This is a genomic window from Entomospira culicis, from assembly GCF_028748145.1.
Taxonomy (GTDB): domain Bacteria; phylum Spirochaetota; class Spirochaetia; order WRBN01; family WRBN01; genus Entomospira; species Entomospira culicis.
In genome coordinates this window covers 763,422-777,633 of record NZ_CP118181.1, presented here as the reverse complement: position 1 = coordinate 777,633, position 14,212 = coordinate 763,422, and the positions used below count along the sequence as shown (strand labels likewise).

Below are 14,212 nucleotides of genomic sequence, written 5' to 3'. Positions count from 1 at the left end.
ATATACACTATCTCTATAGTAGATTACTACCATGCTTTTAGCATGATAACAAGGAGGGAAATCATGAATAACCTAGAACTAATCAAAGACAAATACGGCTATCGCCTCAACCACCTAGAACATCGCCACCATGCCGATGGCAGCAAGAAGTGGCACGCCTTACGCCGTGCATACATCGGGGGTAGCGATAGTGCCGCGTTGGCGAATAATTTTGCGCATGAGATTGGCATTTCTTACGTTACCACCTATGCCAGCCCCTTAACCCTTTATCGGGCAAAGACGCAAGAGCAACCCGTTCAAGTGGAGAGTGAAGCCATCGCACGGGGTAAGCGACGCGAAGGCGGTTTACGCGCCATTGCCGCACGCACGATTAAAGCAGAGTTAGGCAAGAAGGTTAAGGTGCGTCGCCAAGCCTACACCTATCTCGCGACGCTAGAGGACATCAACCTAGGTGCTAATCTTGATGGTATCGTTATCGAGAGTGATGGTAGCCTCGCTGGACTAGAAATCAAAACGGGTAATGTCTGGGTGGCTAAGGAGTGGGCAAACGATGGCTTGCCAGCCAATTACTATTGCCAAGTGCAACACTACATGATGGTAACGGGTCTACGAACATTCTACTTGCTTGCCGAGATTGGCGATAGCCTCTTATTGCGTGAGGTTCCGTATAACGAAGCATTTTGTGCTAAGTTGATGTACGAGTACAAAGCCTTTCAAGAGGCGCTAGTCTATGAACAACCGCCGATGCCATTGGGTTTGGCTTGTGAGAACACGGTTCTAACACAAGCTCAAACCTCTAGTAAATACATCCAAGCCGACGATCTCTTGAACATTGTGGAGCAACGCAATGCGCTTGACGAACAGATTAAGCTTTTGGAAGCGCAAAAGGATAAGCTAGATGCACAGCTAAAGCTAGCCATTGGCGAGCATGAGGGCTTAGCCGTTGGTGGCTACCTGATTAGCTACAAACAGAGCAAGGCAAGCATCAGTTTTGATAGTAAGAAGTTTGCGCTAGAGCATGAGGATTTATATCAACGCTATTGTTCCTCAAAAGTAGGCAGTCGACGGTTTTTAGTAAAATACGAACAGAGCAAACCTAGTATTACTGGTGATAACAAGCAGTTTGCTCTCGAGAATGAAGAGTTGTATCAACGCTACTGCCAAGAGTTTCAATTCATGCCATAGGGCAACATGATATGATTATATCTTATCAATACAAAAATGTCAACAAAGGAGAAAAGAAAATGGCAAGTATCACCACCCAAGGGCAGGCAATCCATAAGAGTCCCGTTCACCCCCAAAGTAGCATCTATCAGTTAGCCGATAGTGCCAACATTAAGGCGCGCTTTGAGACCGTGCTTAACAAAAATGCTGGTGCTTATTTAGGCAGTGTCTTAAATGTGGTTAAAAATAATAAGGCATTGGCTGATTGCGAGCCAATGAGCATTATGGGTAGTGCCTTAATCGGGGCAACGCTCAATCTACCTATCGACCCTAACCTAGGCTTTGCCGCCATCATCCCTTACAAGGATAAAGGCATAGCAAAGGCACAATTTCAAATCATGACCAAGGGCTTAATTCAGTTAGCTCAACGTAGCGGACAGTATAAGAACATCGGCGTAAATGCGGTGTATGAGGACGAGTTAAAGAGTTACAACCCGATTTTTGATAAAATTGAAGTGGAGGTGGTAGTCGATGGGTATCGTTCTCAAGGGCGCGACGATAAGATTGTTGGTTACCTTGCTTACCTAGAGTTGCTTAACGGCTTTGAGAAGATTCTCTACAAGAGCATTGCCGAGATTGACGCGCATGGTAAGAAGTTTAGCAAGACCTTTGATTTCAAGGGATCTCCTTGGCAAGCCAACCGCGAAGCGATGCGTCGAAAAACCGTGCTTAAAGAGCTGATTAGCAAGTGGGGCGTAATGAGCATTGATTATCAGATGCAACCGATGCAGACCGCCCTCAAGAGCGACCAAGCGATTATGGATGGTATCGATGATGCAAGCCCTCACTATGTGGATAATCCTAACTACGAGGACACGATTCCAGCACCACCCCAAGAGCAATCAGACGAAGCCAAGCTTTTAGATGACAGCTGGGAGAGTCCTATTTAGCTGGTTGCCCTCCATACGAGGGCATGAATTGAAACAATATGACAAGGAGACATTATTATGGATATCAAAGAACTCTTAGTAAGAGCCGAGAAAGATAGAGCTATCCGCGCGGCGTTACTCATGCTTAAGGACATTGTCCACATGGCAAGCGTATTGGGTGGCATCTGCCACATTAGTGCCGACTACTTCGCTAAGAAGTATAACTACAATCCACGCACCTTCTTTCGCCATAAACGGTGCTTGGTTAAGCATGGCTACATCCGCGAAAAGAGCCGTTGGCAAGTGGAGGTAGTAGATCCTATTGAGGTTAAGCATTGCGACACAAATGTCGCTAAGTGCGACAGTAATGTCGGTTTAAACAACAGTAAGAACTGCGACAAAAATGTCAAAAATCGCGACACTTTTGTCCAAAAGAGCGACACAAATGTCATACAAAAACAAATAAACAAAAAGACAAAGGATAATAGAGAGAGGCAAAACGCCTCTAGCTCCTTCGTCGCCCTCCCCCAAAGCCTCAATCCCTTTGGTAATCTCAAGCTTACGCAAAGCCAACTAGAGGCGCTCACTGCCAAGCACTCCGAAACCGTTCTTCAACACGAACTACCCCGAGTATCCGCATGGCTAGCCAACCAAGAACCAAACAAGTGGCGTAATCACTTTGCAGGACTCACCAACTGGCTTAGCAATGAATTTGGCAAAAAAGCCAAAGCTAACTTCAACCCCTATGCCACATCCGCAGGCAACTGGTAACGGAGGACACTCATGCAATTTTTTAGCACCCTAGAGAAGATCGAACACTTTTGCGATACCTGCCAAGAACGCACCTTGCACTACCGTTTTGCGAGCCAAGTCGCGCCCTTTTGTGCCATCTGTAGCGACCGCCTAGCAACCGCCGACCAGCAACAACAAAGAGAGCTTAGCTATCAGCGCTTCAAGCAAAGTTTGTTATCAGAGACGAGCGTTGAGCTAGAGCATGTCGAGCTTACGCGCAAGGAAGGCAAGCAAGAAGTCATCACCTATGCGCACCAAATTGCGTGTAATAGCCAAAATTGCACCACCAAGCCAAATCTTTTGCTCTTTGGGAGTGTGGGTACAGGCAAGACCACGCATGCGCTCTACGTGGCGTTATACGCCTATCAAAAGTTAGGCATCAAAGCGCAGTATGTCAAGAGCTATGCCTTGGTTGCCAACATTCAGCCCTATCTCAACAGCGCGATGTTGATTATCGACGAGCTACACAAAGCCATTAGGCTCTATGGCGAGAAGCCCAGCGAGCAAGACAAAACCGAGCTGTATAAGCTGGTAGAGCATCGGCGCAACCGTAAGCTACCAACCATCTTCATCAGCAACTACGATAAGGATGGTTTGTTGCCAAGCCTTGGCGAAGAGCTATACGATCGCATCAGCGATAAACATAAAACCATCGGCGTACACTTTTGTGGAGAGAGTTATCGCCAAATTATAGTTTGATATTGTGCAAAATTAAGCAATTCCCCCGACTACCGATAAATGCAATAAATGAAACGCAATAAGCCCAACCTCAAACCAGCAGACTATCACCAACTCTTTACACAAGGGTATAACTATAAACAAGTTGCGGGTAAGTTAGGCGTGCATGCAAGCAGTGCGTTTCGTCAATACACTAAGTGGCAAGCATTGCAAAAAGAGGCGGTTGCGCCCTATTTACCCGATACAAATCTTAATGATATCACCCAGCAGAGCTATAAGGGCTATCAGCAAGCGTGGCTAGAGCAAGATGTGATTGATTATGAGGCACTGCGGATTAAGAGTTTGTGTAATCTGTATAACAAGCTCAATCAAGCGGTTTTGTTAGGCAATACCAAGGAGGTGAAAGCATATACGCTAGCCATCGCCAAGATTAACGAGCCACTTAGCACCTTTGCTAACATCAAAGGCATCAAAAGTTAGATTTGACAGCTTCTTGATTTTGTGCTATACTGATAATATAAAACCCACCTTGCGGTGGGGAAACTCTAAAAGAGTTTTTGAGCTAGAAAGAAAAGTAGCAGGGTGATTGAAGCTACTTTTATTAGTAAACGGTACATCATGTACCTCCAAAGAAGCCCCCGAAAGCTGTCAACAATCGGGGGCAAGTTTATGCCAACCGATGTCAACGACATCACTTATCACTCTTCTTTCTTTATGTTCTAATTCTACTCTATTTTATTTACTTTGTCTATTATCACACACGCAACTTTTTAAGGTGCTGTCGATAGCCTTAGCATGACATTTATCGAGCTTATCGACCCCATCAATGACTACCTCAAGACGAATCAAGTACCACCACTCACCGACGGCGAAGTGCATTACTGGCTTAATCAATACAAAGAGTTAGCCAGCCTAGAGCTAGCTAGCGTGGTGGAGAGTATCCTCAACCGCAGGCAAGGGCGCATCGTTAATACACCGTTACCTCGCGATGGGAGCATTGGCTTTAATGCTAGCACCTTCACCTTTAAATGGGGCGTGGGGGTGGATTTCTGATGTTTGGTCTAAATCTTAAAAGAGATAATTTTATTATGAGCGATGCCGAATTTAAGAAACACTTCCCAGCTAAGGAGGTGGGTATCTTCAACCCCAAACCACTTTACAATCAAGATGTTGATGAGCTGGTGCAGGTTACCACGGGACAAAAGATTCGCTTTACCGCCAACAAGCAGAAGTCAAGCTATTATGGTAACCACAACGAAGCCGACAGCCTCGCCTCGGTCTGGGAAGGTACGCCCTTAGCCGAGTATTTTGAGCGCTGGACAAAAGAGTTTCCGCAATTGGTTTATGAAAAGCCAGCAACCACGCTACAAGATGCCTATCTGGACGTCGCGAAAGCGGTGGGCAGAAGTGGCAATAATCGTTATAGGCACAACCTTTATGCGGTAGGTACGGGGCAAACCTTGAGTGCGATTACCGATAGGAGCGTTTGATGAGCAAGCAACTTATCCAACAGGTGATCGATTATCTAAGCCCTGCCTTGGGTGGTGCGGTGTTGTTACACACCCCCGACATTCAGAGTGTGGCAAGCCTAGAGACGGTTACAGGTGCGTATTACATCACCATTGAGAAGATGAAGAAGAATCCCGACCCCGATAGCTACCAAGTGGAGGTGAGCTTGTTTGTGCCAGCCTCAGACTTTTTTGACTTTGAAGGCGATTTATTGCCCTATAGCTACCTCATTCAAAACCGCACGGCTGACTACAACCGCATCAAGGTAGGTACTAAAGTCTATATGCACCAAGTGATTAGTATGAGAGTAGCTAACGATAGCGAAGCCATTAAGCACCAACAAACTCGTATCAAAGTGAATGGGCGACAGTTTCAAGTCAACATAAAAAAAGGAGAATAAAACATGCCAATATTTATCCCCAGTAATGTCTCACGTAGCAATTTTCGAGCCTTTGTGGTTAAGGTGAGCCAAACCACGCCTTTAGCCCCCGTGCCTAGTCGGGTGGGTAATGTGGTAGTGGTAGGCAGGAGTGAGCAAGCCATCTTAGAACCGATCCGCATAGTTAAGGATGTAGCCATACCCGAGGAGATTAAAGCCATCGCTGACCTTGCCGAGTTTAGCACCTTTGAGAGCTATCTTTATGTTACCGCCGTAGCCGATAGCGACGACCTCAAGGCCGTTTTAACCTCTCTCTACCAAGATATCGATAATTATAGCGTTATCGTCTTGACCCATGCGGTGAGTCAGCTCTTCCTAGAAGCGCAAGCCATGCCCTCCCCTACTATCGCCACCATGCTTACGGTAACCGATGAGAGTGCCGTACCCAAAGGGCTACAGCAAAACGATCATATCGGGGTCTTTTTGGATAGCGATTTAGATGGCAAAGTGGTGATGACGATTACGGCAATGGCACAGCGTCAAAGTGGTAAGCCCACGGCAACCAATCGCATTACCAACCCCAGCTACAAGGGCATCACCAGCACCACAGTTGCCGACTTATTAAGTGCCGAAATGTTTAGCTTTTGGATTAAGAGCCACCAAAAGACTTATCCTTTTGCGCTCTTTGTCGGCGGTAGACAACTCTACACGATACTGTATGAGATGTACGCGATTGAAGCGGTGATGGATGCCATCGCTGAATTGACCAATCAAGGCAATAGCCTAGCCGAAAACTTAGAACTCATGCCAGCTACTATCTTAGCCAGTATTGCTAGCTTTTTGCCGGTGTTAAGTGGCAGTCCGAGCATTCGGGTTGCATCGTTGGATAGTATTAGCCAAAGCGACATGGTGCAGGGCATCATTAGCATCGAAGATATTCAGTTTGGCTTTACCGGTGAGCATCGCCAAACCCGTGTCCACATTACTGCAAGCTAAACATATATATTAATTAAGGAGAATAAATTATGCGACGAGACAGTGCGTTTCAATTCATGCCCGTAGGGCAACATGACCATAGTATAGCATGTTTATATCAAAAAGAGAAGGGGGCAGTATGAGAAGGGACAGTGCCAATACCAACCGCTTTAGTATCAGTTTTCAAGTAGGCAGTTTTATGTACTCACCCACCAGTATGAGTGGTGGTGATATCCAGAACGGATCGAGTATGGCGATTACCAAGGATGGCGGTTATATCTACAACAATGCCAACAGCCCCGATAGTTGCACGGTAACGATTAATGCCATGCCTAGTAGCATCTATAATGGTTTGGTTGGAGTATGGAACGATCAACTTAATGGCGTAAGGCGACTAAAGAAGAGCTTTGTGCATAAAGCCTACTTACACAACGATAGCACGAGAAAGTATACGCAACGCACCTTTAGCGACTTTGTGCTAGCAAGCAAGCCAACGGTGAGCATTCCGCAGTTTGGGGGTGAGCCGACGATAACCTTAACCTTTAGCTTAATCAATGAAGTGAGCGATGAAGGAGCAGACATTGAGTAAACGTCAAGCAAGTATCAATTTAAAGAGCAGTTTAGACGCAAGCCAAGAGGCACGAGAAGCCACGCCTTTAGAGCCAGAAGCAAGAAAAACGCCCACGCTCCTCTTTGATCCGCCTGCGGATTTAACCAAAATGCTCTATATGGTGAAGGTGGTGGGTGGGTTTTTGAATCTCTACATTCACCGCAAGACGCTTAGCACACAAAAAGATCCTGAGCTAGAGCCGTATGGTTTGGCTAATTTGATGATGTTTCATCCCGAGCAGATTTGGCTAGCCGTCTCACAGTATGTGCGCGATGAGTACGGTGTCTACTTAGATGCCTACCGCATCGATGACTTGCCTGTTGATGCGGTTTTTAAGGCGATTTTTGTTTTTGCTGAAGGCATTGTCAAGTTGGATATCGTCAATATGTGGACATATTATTGTAAAGGTTTTGATGAAGATTTGGCTTTACACGTGATGGAGGATGTCGCACGCTTGACCAGCCTAGAGAAGATGATGGCAGACGACCCCAGCAAAGGTCTAGCCCACTTTCTAGGCGAAGTACTCAAGCAAACGGCCACCCGTGGAGTCAAATAATGTCCGCCCTTAGGTTTCAATTCATACCACAAGTGGCAACTAGAAACAGTATAGCATGCCTAGAGCAATATTGCAAGGAGTAAAATATGTCCGCCCTTAGTAGCTTTAAAGTCTTTATCGCCCCATTCTTAGATCGCAATGCGAGCCAAAAAGCCTCCAAAGAGCTAGGCAATGATGTAAAGAGTGAGGTAACCGATGCCACCCGCAACATTAGCCTAGAGATTCAAACCAGCATGCGCAAGATGGGTGGTGCGGTGAGTCGTGGACAGGTGGCAGGACAAGCCATCTTTGCGATGCTCAACCGCATCATAGCCAAGTTTGACGAGATGAAGAGTAGCATCAAAGAGGCAAGCGATAGTTTGGGTGCGATGAATGAAACAGCTGGGGAGCTAGATACCACCGTAGAACGGGTGGCACGGCATGAGCTGACCATGGCATCGGCGGGATTGAGTGGGGGACAACAACAAGCCTATGATCAATTTCTGATGCAAGTACAGCGTGTGATGGAGAGTGGCACAATAGGCAGTGGCGATCGTGAACGCGATATCACCTTTGAAAGCGATGATGTTCTCAACAACGCCCTAGAGATACGTAAGTTATTAGATAGTGGGGAAATTACCCTAGATGACTTAGGCATTGCCGGCAAACAACAAGCACGCTTGCAAAATACCTTCAACGCCCTTAGCACCGAGGATTACTTAGCCTTGTTTAATAGCAGTAGATTTAATGGCGTTAATGGCCTCAATCAAGCCGATGCACGCAACGCTGACCTACAAAATCAACATGCGGTGGCAATGATGTTAGCCGAAGCCCAGCGTATTATGCACGTAGTGGGTAGCGGTAGTCAAAGTATGGTGGCAGAAACACTACAGAGCGAACGAGATAGCTATGCGCGCACGAGTAAATCGCTCAATCAGGATGGCTTTAGTAAAGCGATGGAGACTCAAAAAGCAATGGAGGATATGTTTGCATTGCTAAGCGACACCTTCACCAATTTAGCCGTACACGTCTTGCCTCCGCTCACCACCGCTTTAAACTTTGTAGTAGAGGCGATTGGCAACTTGATAGAGCGCCTGCCTAGTCCTAAGGAACTTGCTAATAATTTAGGATTCAATGCCTACGATGGTAAAGATATCAATATTTATGATCATGTAGAAAGAGGTTTTTTAGGAAGCATTAAAGACTGGGGTTTAGAGAATTTCAATACCCAAGAGCTACAGGCATGGATAGCTTGGTATGAAGGCTTGACTGATCTACAAAAGTTCAATGTGCATGCAAGTAATCCCCGTGTGGGTCAAGGCTATGATGCTATCAAAGAGGAATTAGCACGCAGGCAAGTGGAAGATCTAACCGACAGCACCCATGTGCAATAATGCATTTGACAAAATAGCGCAACCGTGGTATACTGAAGATATAAAAAACCCGCCCTCTGGTAAGGACGGGAACTCTAACCTAATAGAGTTTTTGGATAAAGAAGAAGAGTATCGCCATTATCATGACGATTTTCCCAAAGTGGTACATCATGTACCTCCTTAGTAGCCTCTCGAAAGCGTCAACAATCGGGAGGCTTAGTTTTAGCCAACCACTGCCAACGGCATTCTTCCTACTTCTTTCTTATTGCCATCAGTATAACACAAAAACTTATTTTAAACAATTCTTAAACGCAACTTTTTATCGCTTTGTCGATATGCCAAGTATGGTCATGCAAAAGCAAATATTATTAGCCATCAACGGTATTCCTGTCAACCTACCCCAGCATATTGTTGTTACGCAAAAGATGCAACTCCAGTACAGCACCCACGATAGTGCCAGCGAAGAAGAGCCACATGTAACGCCAATTGTCCGCGCCTTAACCTTGGGCTTAAAGTTTCAGCTAGAGCCAATGCTACGCGTGCAACGCCTCACCTTACTACGCTTGCAAACCCAATTTGAGCTTATCGCCCGATTAAAAGAGCCAACCATCCCCACCACGGGTAGCTGGAATGAAATTGTCTCTAGTAAGCACGTGAGCGACTTTCAACAAGCCAGAGCCAGTGGCTCAAGAAAACAGAGCTTTTTGGGTGCAGTCTCCTTTTTTGCTATCCCCTACATGTTTAGCTTTATGGGGCAAGTTGCTATCATGCCCTTGTGCATCTTAGACCAATATAATTGTGATTATGTTGATGATAACAGTGTGATTATTAGTCTGGTGCTGAAAGAGGCAGGTATGGAGTGGCGAAAGCCCGAAACAGAGGTGCCTCAAGAACCGCCTGTCTCTATCGATGTGGGCAATGCCGGCTTGGTGGGAGGCTAGCCATGAAATTAAATATCACCTATATTCTCTCAACCACCTACAACGTTGTCGTACCTTCTTTGCGCATTAGCATCGGTGAACACCTGCTTTTTATCAAGCACTTTGACGACCCAGCAAAAGCCTATGCGTTGGTTGATGGTGCTTTGGTCAAAGGTCTTGATTACTTTAGCCTTGATGAGAGTAACCTCTGGCTAGAGCTAGGAAAAATTTATTTTAAATATTAGAAAAACTATATTGACAAAATAACTATAATAATTATAATAACTAAAGAGAGGTGATACATTATGTGTAATGTAAGTGATGATATTCAATCAAACATAAAATTTGCGATTGATTCTGGAATTGAATCGTTAAAATTCGATATCGATGCAATTCAGAGCTGGCTAGAAGACTACCCAAAATGTAAAGCCATGGTCGACGTAGATAAATTAAACAAACTGTTAGAAAAAGACGACATCGAAGTCAGCTGGGATAATTCAAAAATGTTTGATGACTATGGCGATACAAATAAGCTTGAAGATTATGTCAATAGTTTAGGAAGTGAGTATAAAAACTATTGTGATATGGTTGATACCATAAAAAAAGCCCACGGAAGTAAAGAAGAATATTCTATAAAATTTCATGATAACAAGCATTATTATTATGTTCACACAGTAAATGGCGTAGATAATAATTACTATTTGGATGAGAACAATGAAACTTTAGATTTTACAAGTTGGTTTAAGATCTATAAATCAAAGGAAGATTTTGGTATCAATATGGATCAATAACGTAAATTGTTTCGGCTAGCTAGGTCGAAACAGCCTTAGTTGCCATTCATTCATGGATGGCAACTAATCATCTTTGAGAAAAGCTAGCACATCATTTTCTGCCTCAATTTTGAGCATACGTACATCGCGCGAGCAATCTAAAAACCATGGGTATTTCTTCGCCATTTTACGAATAATCTTTAAGACAATTAAGTTATCTTGAATGCTCTTATCTTTATAGAAGTAGACCGACCCTTGCTTCCATTCAAAGCCATTTTGCTCTAAGTAGCGTCTTACCAGATAGTAAGCCTTTGTATAGGCACGTTTCACTTTTTCCGTGGTTTGCGCGGGTAAGATAATATCCATGTCTAAATCTCTGGCAATATCATCATCACTACTAAAGTGCTTTTCTAAGCAAGCGGTGTCAAAATCAAAGGTTATCGCATACATATTATTCTAGATCCTCTTTAAGGTCATTCATGACATTTTCACGGCTATACTCTTCAATTTTAAAGATACGAAGATCTTTAGTGCAGGCCACAAACCAAGGATTTTGACGCGCAAAGCGTAGTAAATAACGATAGACGGTATATTGTTCAATTTCATCTGTGCCCTTATAGACATAAACCGATCCTTGAATGCGCTGAAAACCCTTACTATTAAGATAGGTACGAATCGCATTATATGCCCCAGTATAGGCGCGTTGTACATCTGGCTCTAAAGGTTCTTCACCAAAGACAGTTAGCACTTCAGGCTCAATGAGACTTTGCACGCTAGGAATTTTACCATAATTCTCTTTTAAACATTTGGTTTTAAAATCAAAACTGATTGCATACATGCCCACAGTATACCAGCCCTTAACTGTTATGTCAACATTGGATCAACTTTTTTAGTCTAAGTCGATCCTATGCTCATGTGGCAATATAGTTTATTTCAATTCATGCCCATAGGGCAACTAAAATAAGTATAGCATACTTACATCAATAGGAGAAGAGGTTTATGTATGTGGCAATATAAAAGTCAAATCGGCTTACCTTTAGACCCATTATTCTTATCGCTAGGGCATGCAACCTTACCCTATCCACACCAGTTGCTTAAAGACGAAGCATTGGGTGGCTTTAGCGCACCTTTTAACCTCACGCCTTTTCATCCTTATACAATTTTTCAATCATTTAACCTATGGCACTCTAGTAAAGGCGTAAATAGACAAGGCGAAGTACACCAGCAAGCCATCCTCCTCTTTAAAGATAACCTAAGCCAAGCCAACGGTTACAATACCATCCTCCATCATCAGCCAATTTTGGTAGGCGATTTTATTTATAGTAAACAGAGCTATTTTACGGTATTGGCAAGCACGGGGCAGTTTAACGCCAAGCGTAAGCAATGGCAGATTACCGCCGTGTTAAGTAAGCCCTCCCCTTCCCCAAGCATCGCCAGCTTGCCAGAGCCTAGACAATTAACTGCCCTTGATTATAGCTATTATCAAGCTCTGTTATTAGCACTTAACAAGAGCTTTGACGCTGATAGCACCCTAGCCGATGCCATCTTAAGCTTAGCCGATAGCACTAAAAGTTATCTGGATAATATCGTACAATACTTGAGCAGTGCTACCGCAGGTGCAGGCACAGCAGGCACTACCTTAATTCCGCCCATCACCAGCATGAGTACCCTTTGGGATACCGCTTGGCAAAGTGATGTTAAGCAGATCCAAAGCGATAACCAAGCTTCCATTGATGATTATCAAGAGGCAATTGACGAGGTAGAGGAGCAAGAACCACACGGCTTTGATCAGGGCGGGGTTTATGATTCATGACATGTTTCAATTCATGCCCTCGCATCGAGGGTAACATAAGATGATGATAGCACAATTAGACGACAAAGACAAGGAGTTATGACGATGATTCACGACATCAGCAAAGAGCTAGCCAAAGATGGCTTACTCGCGTTTGGCTATTATCCGCAAGACATGACCTATAATACGCTTACCCACGAATACACCAGCGCGGTGCAGGCTAACACCGATTTAAGCATCTTTATTGGTACCGACATCGCGCCCAACTTAGTAGAGAATTTCTTTTGGAATAAGCTATCGTACTTTAATCTACAGCCAGCTAGCCTCACCATCGTTTCAACTCATGATCAAGGCTTTGTCTTGACCAATATTGATTTCATTATAGCATGAGTAAATGAATATGACAAGGAGAAAAACATGTACCTACCCGAGACAGGCTTTACGCCGCAAACCCGAAATGATATGCTCATTACCAGCTTTAATTTTTTTAAGGCGCAAGGCTATGCTGGTAGTTATGAGGAGTTTAGCATCAGCAACACGGCAACGTGGCTAGACGGTAACCTCTTTCCCCTCTTAGATCGTTATCAAGATGAGCTGGTTAAGATTCAGGAGGGCATTTGGAGAACCTTGCATGGCATGTATGGCACGATAGAGCAAGGCGTGGGAAGTGCCTTAAATCCCTTTATGCGTGAGTTAGCTAAGCTTGGCGAAGGTGTTTTTATTAGTACGCCTAACGTAGATGCCAACTTGCCTGCTGGGACAATTGGTATCTACCTAGATCATGCTATTGTCAAGATAGAAACCGACCTAACCAAGGTAGAGGCAACCCTAGCCAATATTGCTTGGCCTGGTATGGTGAGTGTGGTCAGTCAACATGCACCGCAAACCAAAGAGAGCCAAACCTACACGGTTAATGTGGAGTTTATTAATGGTCAGTTCTTTAGCTACGATTTTTACAATCTACACCCAAGCGACTACACCGCGATACACATTCGCATCAATCTTGACTACAAGGCTAATGCTACGCGCTATGAGGATGCTGATCTTATCGATTACATAAGGGAGAAATTACATCATGATTTGAAGATAGGAGCATTTCTTTATGTGGATGCTTACCTAAATCATCTACAATTTCCCAATCTTGCGAATTTGACGTTGCAATGGTCAACGGATACGAATCAATGGCACAGCGTCAACTACCAAACCAAACCTTGGCAACGTTTAAGCATCGCAACGCTAAGCGTGGGAGGATTAACTGCGTGAGTAATAGCACCAGCGATGCAACATTAAATGCTCTAGTAGAGCACATACAAAAGGAGTATCATGCCTATTTGGTAAGAATGCAGGATGTACAATATGATCTCTTTTTCTTAGACCATGCGCACATCGCATATAGGGAGATTTTTCGTAATATGTGGAATAAAGAGACAAGCGATAATCTGATTCAAGCCTTTGCAAATAAAGGAACGATTAATAGCCTCATTTACATTTTACGGGCGATTTTTCATAATGATGTTACCATCCTCATGGCGATGGATAAGCCGAATGAAATTGGTCTTGAGATCAGCAACACCAATCAAGAGACACACCTTGGCTTGGCGGTAGAAGAGCGCGTGATGCAGGCCATTAACGAAGATGTCAACTTGGCTTTGCTCATGCTAAGAGATATTCATATTGGCAGTGTACGGACATTAATTTTAGATTTTTTACCTGCGGGAGTAAAACTTTCTCGCATTAATATTAGTTAAGTTTGTTTCGATTCATGCCATAGGGCAACATACCATGA

21 protein-coding genes are annotated in these 14,212 nt (G+C 44.2%); 19 read left to right on the top strand and 2 right to left on the bottom strand.

What is annotated here, in order from left to right:
* The first annotated feature begins 63 nt into the window (after nucleotides 1-63).
* From PVA46_RS03720 to PVA46_RS03650, 15 genes are all read left to right on the top strand, one after another.
* A complete protein-coding gene (locus PVA46_RS03720; protein WP_167695415.1) occupies nucleotides 64-1,185 on the top strand; it encodes a YqaJ viral recombinase family nuclease in 1,122 nt (373 codons plus the stop codon).
* Between the two features lie 59 nt (nucleotides 1,186-1,244).
* Nucleotides 1,245-2,114: a recombinase RecT gene (locus PVA46_RS03715; RefSeq protein ID WP_167695414.1), complete on the top strand. Its 870-nt coding sequence runs from the start codon at nucleotides 1,245-1,247 to the stop codon at nucleotides 2,112-2,114.
* A 57-nt stretch (nucleotides 2,115-2,171) separates the two neighbouring features.
* A complete protein-coding gene (locus PVA46_RS03710; protein WP_167695413.1) occupies nucleotides 2,172-2,864 on the top strand; it encodes a hypothetical protein in 693 nt (230 codons plus the stop codon).
* A gap of 12 nt (nucleotides 2,865-2,876) precedes the next feature.
* Nucleotides 2,877-3,584, top strand: coding sequence for an ATP-binding protein (locus PVA46_RS03705; protein WP_167695412.1), 708 nt, complete (start codon nucleotides 2,877-2,879; stop codon nucleotides 3,582-3,584).
* Nucleotides 3,585-3,632: 48 nt separating this feature from the next.
* Nucleotides 3,633-4,043 carry a hypothetical protein gene (locus tag PVA46_RS03700; protein WP_167695411.1) on the top strand — a complete coding sequence of 137 codons (411 nt, stop codon included), beginning with the start codon at nucleotides 3,633-3,635 and terminating at the stop codon, nucleotides 4,041-4,043.
* Between the two features lie 315 nt (nucleotides 4,044-4,358).
* On the top strand, nucleotides 4,359-4,616 hold the full coding sequence (locus PVA46_RS03695; RefSeq protein WP_167695410.1) for a hypothetical protein: 258 nt from the start codon (nucleotides 4,359-4,361) through the stop codon (nucleotides 4,614-4,616).
* A gap of 35 nt (nucleotides 4,617-4,651) precedes the next feature.
* Entirely contained in the window at nucleotides 4,652-5,053 is a 402-nt protein-coding gene (locus tag PVA46_RS03690; RefSeq protein ID WP_167695409.1) for a hypothetical protein, read from the top strand.
* A complete protein-coding gene (locus PVA46_RS03685) occupies nucleotides 5,053-5,472 on the top strand; it encodes a hypothetical protein (RefSeq protein WP_167695408.1) in 420 nt (139 codons plus the stop codon). The genes PVA46_RS03690 and PVA46_RS03685 overlap by 1 nt, the downstream gene beginning before the upstream one ends.
* 3 nt (nucleotides 5,473-5,475) lie before the next feature.
* Nucleotides 5,476-6,447 carry a hypothetical protein gene (locus tag PVA46_RS03680; protein WP_167695407.1) on the top strand — a complete coding sequence of 324 codons (972 nt, stop codon included), beginning with the start codon at nucleotides 5,476-5,478 and terminating at the stop codon, nucleotides 6,445-6,447.
* Nucleotides 6,448-6,565: 118 nt separating this feature from the next.
* Entirely contained in the window at nucleotides 6,566-7,015 is a 450-nt protein-coding gene (locus tag PVA46_RS03675; RefSeq protein ID WP_167695406.1) for a hypothetical protein, read from the top strand.
* Complete coding sequence (locus PVA46_RS03670; RefSeq protein WP_167695405.1) at nucleotides 7,008-7,592, top strand: hypothetical protein; 585 nt, start codon at nucleotides 7,008-7,010, stop codon at nucleotides 7,590-7,592. The genes PVA46_RS03675 and PVA46_RS03670 overlap by 8 nt, the downstream gene beginning before the upstream one ends.
* Nucleotides 7,593-7,678: 86 nt before the next feature.
* Complete coding sequence (locus tag PVA46_RS03665; protein WP_167695404.1) at nucleotides 7,679-8,965, top strand: hypothetical protein; 1,287 nt, start codon at nucleotides 7,679-7,681, stop codon at nucleotides 8,963-8,965.
* Between the two features lie 329 nt (nucleotides 8,966-9,294).
* Entirely contained in the window at nucleotides 9,295-9,885 is a 591-nt protein-coding gene (locus tag PVA46_RS03660) for a hypothetical protein (protein WP_167695403.1), read from the top strand.
* Nucleotides 9,886-9,887: 2 nt separating this feature from the next.
* Nucleotides 9,888-10,109: a hypothetical protein gene (locus tag PVA46_RS03655; RefSeq protein WP_167695402.1), complete on the top strand. Its 222-nt coding sequence runs from the start codon at nucleotides 9,888-9,890 to the stop codon at nucleotides 10,107-10,109.
* A gap of 60 nt (nucleotides 10,110-10,169) precedes the next feature.
* Nucleotides 10,170-10,655, top strand: coding sequence for a hypothetical protein (locus tag PVA46_RS03650; protein WP_167695401.1), 486 nt, complete (start codon nucleotides 10,170-10,172; stop codon nucleotides 10,653-10,655).
* Between the two features lie 63 nt (nucleotides 10,656-10,718).
* On the opposite strand, the gene PVA46_RS03645 is transcribed toward PVA46_RS03650, so the two are convergent.
* The gene (locus tag PVA46_RS03645; RefSeq protein ID WP_167695400.1) at nucleotides 10,719-11,084 is read right to left on the bottom strand and encodes a hypothetical protein; all 366 of its coding nucleotides are present in this window, start codon (nucleotides 11,082-11,084) and stop codon (nucleotides 10,719-10,721) included.
* Between the two features lies 1 nt (nucleotide 11,085).
* Entirely contained in the window at nucleotides 11,086-11,472 is a 387-nt protein-coding gene (locus PVA46_RS03640; RefSeq protein ID WP_167695399.1) for a hypothetical protein, read from the bottom strand.
* 165 nt (nucleotides 11,473-11,637) lie between these two features.
* On the opposite strand from PVA46_RS03640, the gene PVA46_RS03635 reads away from it, so the two are divergent.
* The 4 genes from PVA46_RS03635 to PVA46_RS03620 all read left to right on the top strand — a co-directional run bounded on the left by PVA46_RS03635 (nucleotide 11,638) and on the right by PVA46_RS03620 (nucleotide 14,174).
* Nucleotides 11,638-12,447, top strand: coding sequence for a hypothetical protein (locus PVA46_RS03635; protein ID WP_167695398.1), 810 nt, complete (start codon nucleotides 11,638-11,640; stop codon nucleotides 12,445-12,447).
* A gap of 78 nt (nucleotides 12,448-12,525) precedes the next feature.
* Nucleotides 12,526-12,816, top strand: coding sequence for a hypothetical protein (locus PVA46_RS03630; RefSeq protein WP_167695397.1), 291 nt, complete (start codon nucleotides 12,526-12,528; stop codon nucleotides 12,814-12,816).
* A gap of 27 nt (nucleotides 12,817-12,843) precedes the next feature.
* The gene (locus tag PVA46_RS03625; protein ID WP_167695396.1) at nucleotides 12,844-13,689 is read left to right on the top strand and encodes a hypothetical protein; all 846 of its coding nucleotides are present in this window, start codon (nucleotides 12,844-12,846) and stop codon (nucleotides 13,687-13,689) included.
* Entirely contained in the window at nucleotides 13,686-14,174 is a 489-nt protein-coding gene (locus PVA46_RS03620) for a hypothetical protein (RefSeq protein WP_167695395.1), read from the top strand. Before PVA46_RS03625 ends, PVA46_RS03620 begins: the two co-directional genes overlap by 4 nt.
* Nucleotides 14,175-14,212 lie beyond the last annotated feature (38 nt).

Coding starts and splice junctions, on each gene's coding strand:
- PVA46_RS03720 (WP_167695415.1), top strand. CDS start 64: ATGAATAACCTAGAACTAATCAAAGACAAATACGGCTATCGCCTCAAC.
- PVA46_RS03715 (WP_167695414.1), top strand. CDS start 1,245: ATGGCAAGTATCACCACCCAAGGGCAGGCAATCCATAAGAGTCCCGTT.
- PVA46_RS03710 (WP_167695413.1), top strand. CDS start 2,172: ATGGATATCAAAGAACTCTTAGTAAGAGCCGAGAAAGATAGAGCTATC.
- PVA46_RS03705 (WP_167695412.1), top strand. CDS start 2,877: ATGCAATTTTTTAGCACCCTAGAGAAGATCGAACACTTTTGCGATACC.
- PVA46_RS03700 (WP_167695411.1), top strand. CDS start 3,633: ATGAAACGCAATAAGCCCAACCTCAAACCAGCAGACTATCACCAACTC.
- PVA46_RS03695 (WP_167695410.1), top strand. CDS start 4,359: ATGACATTTATCGAGCTTATCGACCCCATCAATGACTACCTCAAGACG.
- PVA46_RS03690 (WP_167695409.1), top strand. CDS start 4,652: ATGAGCGATGCCGAATTTAAGAAACACTTCCCAGCTAAGGAGGTGGGT.
- PVA46_RS03685 (WP_167695408.1), top strand. CDS start 5,053: ATGAGCAAGCAACTTATCCAACAGGTGATCGATTATCTAAGCCCTGCC.
- PVA46_RS03680 (WP_167695407.1), top strand. CDS start 5,476: ATGCCAATATTTATCCCCAGTAATGTCTCACGTAGCAATTTTCGAGCC.
- PVA46_RS03675 (WP_167695406.1), top strand. CDS start 6,566: ATGAGAAGGGACAGTGCCAATACCAACCGCTTTAGTATCAGTTTTCAA.
- PVA46_RS03665 (WP_167695404.1), top strand. CDS start 7,679: ATGTCCGCCCTTAGTAGCTTTAAAGTCTTTATCGCCCCATTCTTAGAT.
- PVA46_RS03660 (WP_167695403.1), top strand. CDS start 9,295: ATGCAAAAGCAAATATTATTAGCCATCAACGGTATTCCTGTCAACCTA.
- PVA46_RS03655 (WP_167695402.1), top strand. CDS start 9,888: ATGAAATTAAATATCACCTATATTCTCTCAACCACCTACAACGTTGTC.
- PVA46_RS03650 (WP_167695401.1), top strand. CDS start 10,170: ATGTGTAATGTAAGTGATGATATTCAATCAAACATAAAATTTGCGATT.
- PVA46_RS03645 (WP_167695400.1), bottom strand. CDS start 11,084: ATGTATGCGATAACCTTTGATTTTGACACCGCTTGCTTAGAAAAGCAC.
- PVA46_RS03640 (WP_167695399.1), bottom strand. CDS start 11,472: ATGTATGCAATCAGTTTTGATTTTAAAACCAAATGTTTAAAAGAGAAT.
- PVA46_RS03635 (WP_167695398.1), top strand. CDS start 11,638: ATGTGGCAATATAAAAGTCAAATCGGCTTACCTTTAGACCCATTATTC.
- PVA46_RS03630 (WP_167695397.1), top strand. CDS start 12,526: ATGACGATGATTCACGACATCAGCAAAGAGCTAGCCAAAGATGGCTTA.
- PVA46_RS03625 (WP_167695396.1), top strand. CDS start 12,844: ATGTACCTACCCGAGACAGGCTTTACGCCGCAAACCCGAAATGATATG.